The 5,897-nt window shown below is 68.8% G+C and carries 6 protein-coding genes and 1 riboswitch; of the genes, 5 read left to right on the plus strand and 1 reads right to left on the minus strand.

Going from position 1 to position 5,897, the window contains the following annotated elements; translation table 11 throughout:
* Positions 1-165: 165 nt before the first annotated feature.
* Positions 166-294, plus strand: a riboswitch (FMN riboswitch).
* 91 nt (positions 295-385) lie between these two features.
* The 5 genes from WBL05_RS01615 (at position 386) to metW (ending at position 5,391) form a co-directional block, all read left to right on the plus strand.
* Entirely contained in the window at positions 386-1,339 is a 954-nt protein-coding gene (locus WBL05_RS01615) for an ABC transporter permease (RefSeq protein WP_424223318.1), read from the plus strand.
* Positions 1,221-2,231: an ABC transporter substrate-binding protein gene (locus WBL05_RS01620; RefSeq protein WP_424223320.1), complete on the plus strand. Its 1,011-nt coding sequence runs from the start codon at positions 1,221-1,223 to the stop codon at positions 2,229-2,231. Before WBL05_RS01615 ends, WBL05_RS01620 begins: the two co-directional genes overlap by 119 nt.
* 75 nt (positions 2,232-2,306) lie before the next feature.
* Positions 2,307-3,608, plus strand: a complete 1,302-nt coding sequence (locus WBL05_RS01625; protein ID WP_424223322.1) for an O-acetylhomoserine aminocarboxypropyltransferase/cysteine synthase family protein — start codon at positions 2,307-2,309, stop codon at positions 3,606-3,608.
* Positions 3,605-4,768, plus strand: coding sequence for a homoserine O-acetyltransferase MetX (gene metX, locus WBL05_RS01630; RefSeq protein WP_424223323.1), 1,164 nt, complete (start codon positions 3,605-3,607; stop codon positions 4,766-4,768). Before WBL05_RS01625 ends, metX begins: the two co-directional genes overlap by 4 nt.
* Positions 4,765-5,391: a methionine biosynthesis protein MetW gene (gene metW / locus WBL05_RS01635; RefSeq protein WP_424223324.1), complete on the plus strand. Its 627-nt coding sequence runs from the start codon at positions 4,765-4,767 to the stop codon at positions 5,389-5,391. The genes metX and metW overlap by 4 nt, the downstream gene beginning before the upstream one ends.
* Before the next feature lie 5 nt (positions 5,392-5,396).
* Here metW and WBL05_RS01640 read toward each other — a convergent pair.
* On the minus strand, positions 5,397-5,897 hold a 501-nt coding region (locus WBL05_RS01640; RefSeq protein ID WP_424223325.1), incomplete at its 5' end, for a 5'-3' exonuclease H3TH domain-containing protein.

Consider the following 5,897-nt stretch of genomic DNA (forward strand, 5'->3'; position numbering starts at 1 on the left):
CGCCCTCACCGAGGCCTCCGAGCCGGCAGAACCGACCCAGGAGGTGAGCACCACCCTCGTCCCTGCCCTGACCGCCTAACCCCTCATCGAGGGATCACCCTCGTACACCACTCCACCGGACTTGACCTCCGCGGGATCGGCTGCTATGATCGGTCAAGCTTGAACGTACGTGCCCGGGGTCGGTGAAAGTCCGAACCGGCGGTCAAAGTCCGCGACCCGCTCGCCGATGGCGAGTGGTTGAACCGGTGGAATTCCGGTACCGACGGTTAAAGTCCGGATGGGAGGTGCACGTCACGCCTCGGCGTTTCGCTGTTCGCTGGTGCGATGCGAATCGTCCGCTGGCGTGCGGCGGCCCCGGCAACGACCGGGAAGGACGCCGTAGCAGATGTCACCGCACCGAAGGGGCGCACCGCTGAGTGTGCGCGTGCTGGCCCCGATCGTCGTCGCCCTGCTGGTACTGCTCGGCTGGAGCGCGATCGCCCACGGCGGAACCATCCCGCGCAACCTGCTGCCCACTCCGGACGCGGTGTTCTCGCGGCTGAGCGTCGAGCTGTCGTCGGGACGGATCTGGCAACCCACCCTGGTCACCATCCAGCAGGCGCTGCTCGGCTGCCTGCTGGCCAGCACCGTGGCACTCCCGCTGGCCTACCTGATCTCCCACGCCCGGCTCGCCCACGCCGCGATGGCCCCGTACCTGGCCGCCTCGCAGGCCATCCCCTCGGTTGCGATGGCGCCGCTGCTGGTGATCTGGGTCGGTTACGGGACGGTACCGGTGGTGCTGCTGTGCTCGATCATGGTCTTCTTCCCAATGGTGCTGTCCACCGTCCTCGGGTTCCGCAGCATCGACCGCGAAGTCATCGATGCCGCCCGGGTCGACGGGGCGGACGCGCGCCGGCTGGCCCGCTTCATCGAGTGGCCGCTGGCGCTGCCGGCCACCCTCACCGGCATCCGCAACGGTTTCACCTTGTCGGTCACCGGTGCCGTCGTCGGCGAACTGGTGATGGGCGGGCGCGGCCTGGGCCAACTGCTGGCCATGCAATCGCAGTCCAGTGACACCACCGGCCTGTTCGCCACCCTCATCGTGCTGGTCGTGCTGGCGGTCGCCATCTTCCTGTCGATGACCGCCATCGAGTGGCTGACCAACCCGTTTCGCGTCCGCGCCCCGCGGACCACGCGCGTTCGGCTCGAACTGCAAGAAGCGACCCCACTAGGAGAGATCAATGTCAATGGTGACTCGACGGGCCCTGCTTGGCGGCGCCCTGCTGACCGGACTGGCAGCGTGCGCACCCAGCAACCAGGCCTCCTCACCAGGTGGCCAGAGCCGCAGCCCGTCGGGTGACCTGCCCACGCTGACCCTAGGGCTGACCTACGTCCCCGACATCCAGTTCGCGCCGGTGTACGTGGCGCACCGCCTCGGTTACTTCACCGAGGAGGGTGTCGACGTCACCCCACGCCACCACGGCGCCCAGGAGAAGCTGCTGGGTGCGCTGCAGACCGGCGACGAGGACGTTGTCTTCGCCGGCGGCGGCGAGATGCTGCAGGGCCGCGCCGAGCAGATCCCGGTCCGCAACTTCGGCACCGCCTACCAGACCTACCCATGCGTCATCGCCGTCCCCGAGGACTCGTCGATCCAGACCTTCACCGACCTGCGCGGCCGCAGCGTAGGTCTGCCCGGGGAGTTCGGCGAGAACTGGTTCTACCTGCTGGCGGTGCTGCAGGAGGCCGGCCTGGCCCGCGATGACCTGGACATCCAGTCGATCGGCTTCACCCAGTTGGCCGCCCTGACCGGGGGGAACACCGACTCGGTGGTCGGCTACCTGAACAACGACGTGATCCGGTTCCAGGAGGCGGACTTCCCGATCCGCACCCTCGCGCTGGACAACCCGCCGTTGGTCAGCGTCGGGTTCGGTGCCCTGGACCAGACGATCGCCGACCGCAGTGCCGACCTGGCCGCGATGCTGCGGGCGTTGTCCCGGGCCGCCGAGCTGTGCAGTTCCGACCCCGAGCAGGTCGTCCAGATCGCGGTCGAGTACGTCCCGACGCTGGCCGAGCCCGAACAGCAGCAACACGCCCTGGCCGTCCTCAACGCAACCACCGCGCTCTACGGTGACGAGTTCGGCCGGCAGGACCCCGCGAGCTGGGAGGCGATGGCGACGTTCTTCGCCGATCAGGGATTGCTCGCCCAGCCGGTGGCCGCCAGCGACGCGTTCACCACCGAGATATCAGTCTGAGCAGCACGTTGGGGATGTCAGGAATCGGGATAGCCTAGGCGCAGCCCGATGGGCACTCGCCAGAGAGGAAGCCTGATGTCCGATAGCCCGCAGTACCAGCTGGAGACGCTCGCCGTCCACGCCGGCCAGGAACAAGCCGACCCGGCGACCAATGCTCGAGCGGTGCCGATCTACCAGACGGTCGCCTATACCTTCGACGACTCCCAGCACGCTGCCGACCTGTTCGCGCTGAAGACCCCCGGCAACATCTACACGCGCCTGATGAACCCTACCCAGGACGTGTACGAGAAGCGGATCGCAGCCATGGAGGGCGGCATCGGGGCGCTGGCGACCGCGACCGGCGCAGCCGCGGTGGCGTACTCGGTGCTGAACGTGGCTGGTGCAGGCGACAACATCGTGGCCCTGTCGACGCTGTACGGCGGGACCTTCGCTCTGTTCACCCACACCCTGAAGCAGTTCGCGATCGAGTGCCGGCTGGTCGACCCGGACCGGCCCGAGGACCTGGCCGACCTGGTCGATGACCGCACCCGGGCGGTTTTCGGCGAGACCATCGCCAACCCGAAGCTGAACATCATCGACATCGACGCCTGGGCGCAGGCCGCGCACGCCCAGGGGCTGCCGCTCATCATCGACAACACCGTGCCCACTCCGTACCTGTGCCGGCCGATCGAGCACGGCGCCGACGTGGTCGTCCACTCGACCACCAAGTACATGGGCGGCCACGGCACCACCATGGGTGGCGCAATCGTGGACGCCGGCCGGTTCGACTGGGCCGCGCACGCCGAGCGGTTCGGAATGCTGGCCGGGCCGGACGCGTCCTACCACGACACCGTCTGGACCGAGGCGGCCGGACCCGCCGCGTACATCATGCGGGCCCGCACCGTGCTGATGCGCAACACCGGTGCCGCACTCTCGCCGCTGAACGCCTGGATCATCCTGCAGGGCATCGAGAGCCTGCACGTGCGCATGCAGCGGCACTGCGAGAACGCCACCCGAGTGGCCGAGTACCTGCGCGACCACGAGCAGGTGGCCTGGGTGAACTACCCGGGTCTGCCCGACAACCCCTACCGCAAGGTGGGCGAGCGGGTGCTCACCGGCAAGGGCTTCGGCGGTCTGGTCAGCTTCGGGCTCAAGGCCGGACGGGAGGCCGGCGCCACCTTCGTCGAGTCGCTCCAGCTGTTCAGCCACCTGGCCAACATCGGTGACGCCAAGTCGCTGGTGATCCACAACGCCTCCACCACCCACTCGCAGCTCAACGACGAAGAGCTGGTGGCCGCCGGGGTGGCACCCGAGATGGTCCGGCTGTCGATCGGCATCGAGAATGTGGACGACATCATCGCCGACCTCGATCGGGCGCTGGCCCAGACCGCGACGTGATACCAGCCGCCGAACACGACTCAGTCGGTCTGACGACCACCCAGTTCGTCCAGCTCTTCGACGCCCAGCACCCCCTGGTGCTGGCTGGCGGCGCGCAGCTGGACGAGGTGGTGGTCGCTTACGAGACCTACGGAACCCTCAACGCCGACCGCAGCAACGCCGTCTACATCTGCCATGCCCTGACCGGGGACGCCCACGCCGCCGGCTGGCATGAGGGCGCCCGCCGGCCCGGCTGGTGGGACACCATGATCGGGCCCGGCAAGGCAATCGACACCAACCGCTGGTTCGTGATCTCGTCCAACCTGCTGGGTGGCTGCCAGGGCACCACCGGACCCAGTTCCATCAACCCCACCACCGGGGAACCGTGGGGGCTGGACTTCCCGCTGCTCGACATGGCCGACTTCGTCACCGTCCACCGCGCGCTGGTGGCCCACCTCGGCATCGACGAGTTGCACGCCGTGGTCGGTGGCTCGCTGGGCGGCATGCAGGCGTTGCAGTGGGCGATCACCAACCCGGACGAGCTGCGCAACGCGGTGGTGATTGCGGCGTCCAGCAGGCTGACCGCCCAGAACATCGCCTTCTCGGCGGTCGGACGGCAGGCCATCATGCGCGACGAGAACTTCTCCGGCGGCCGGTTCGCCGCCCAGCAGACCAGGCCGGACGTGGGCCTGTCGATCGCGCGGATGATGGCGCACATCACCTACACCTCCGAGGAGGGGTTCCAGGCCAAGTTCGGACGCAAGCCGCAACGAGCGAACTCATCGCCGGGGTTCGGGGTCGACTTCGCGGTCGAGGGTTACCTGCAGCACCAGGGCGAGTCGTTCCTGGCCAGGTTCGACGCGCTCAGCTACCTCTATCTGACCCGGGTGATGGACTACTTCGACCCGTTCTCGGCCCGGGACGCGCTGGCGGGGCTGCGGGCGGTACCCGTCCGGTTCCTGGTGGCCAGCTTCGACTCGGACTGGCGGTTCTCGACCAGGCACAGCCGCCGGATAGTACGTCGGCTGGCCACCGCAGGGCTGCCGGTCAGCTTCCGGGAGATCCGCTCACCGTGGGGGCACGACTCGTTCCTGTTGAAGATCGACACCTACCTGGACACGGTCCGGGCGTTCCTGCAGGCCGAACCCGACTACCGCCACACCAGCTGGGAGCGGCCATGATGACGATCCGTGAGGACCTGCGGGTGGTGGCCAGCCATATCCACGCTGGCTCCCGGGTGCTGGACCTCGGCTGCGGCGACGGCGAACTGCTGAACTGGCTCATCCGGCGACGGCAGTGCACCGGTACCGGGGTGGAACGCGACCCGGACTCGGTGCTGGTCGCCATCGAACGCGGCGTCCCGCTGATCGAGCTGGACATCGACGACGACCTGGACATGTTCGGCCCGGACTCCTACGACGTGGTGGTGCTGAGCCGCACTCTGGAGGCCCTGTTCCGGCCCGACCTGGCGCTGCGCCAGATGCGGCTGATCGCCCCCCGGATCATCCTGACCATGCCGAACTTCGGTCTGTGGCGGCACCGGCTGCGGCTGCTCAGCGGTCACATGCCCCGCTCGGGCGACCTGCCGTACACCTGGTACGAGACCCCGAACCTGCACTTCACCACACTGGACGACCTGGAGCCGCTGTTCGGCGAGGTGGGGCTGCGGATCGAGAAACGAATTCCGTTGGCGGCGTCCGGTCGCCCACGCACCATGGGCCAGTTCGCCGCGAACCTGATGGCCAGCTCGGCGATCTACGTGCTGCAGCGCAACGGGGACGCCGAGCCGCCGGCCGAGGCCTGACCCGGTCAGCTGTCGGCGGCGGAGTCGGCTGCCTCGCCCAGTGCTCGAAGCAACCGGCCCATCGGACCGCCCACCCGGTGGCGATCGGCCAGTTCCCGGCAGCGGGCGAGGTCCGCGCGGCCCGGGCGGAGCTCGGCGTCCAGTTGCGGCAGCTCAACCTCGGCGGTGACGACCACCTGCCGGGCCCGGGCGAGGTAGTCGCCGGCCTCACCGAGTTGCAGTCGCTGCCGCAGCGGCAACCCCGAGGCGCTGTCGGAGGCGGCAGCCAGCAGCCCGTCGAGGTCGCCGTGGCGGTTGAGCAACGAGGCCGCGGTCTTCTCGCCAATGCCACGGACGCCAGGCAGCCCGTCGGAGGAGTCCCCGCGGAGGGTTGCGAAGTCGGCGTACTGGCTACCCCGGATGGCGTACCTGGTCAGCAACCACTCGTCGTCCACCAGCTCGTGTCGGGCGACGCCGCGGGCCAGGTAGGCCACCCGCACCCGGTCGTCGACCAGTTGGAAGAGGTC

It is taken from the genome of Brooklawnia sp. (genome assembly GCF_049651565.1).
Taxonomy (GTDB): domain Bacteria; phylum Actinomycetota; class Actinomycetes; order Propionibacteriales; family Propionibacteriaceae; genus Brooklawnia.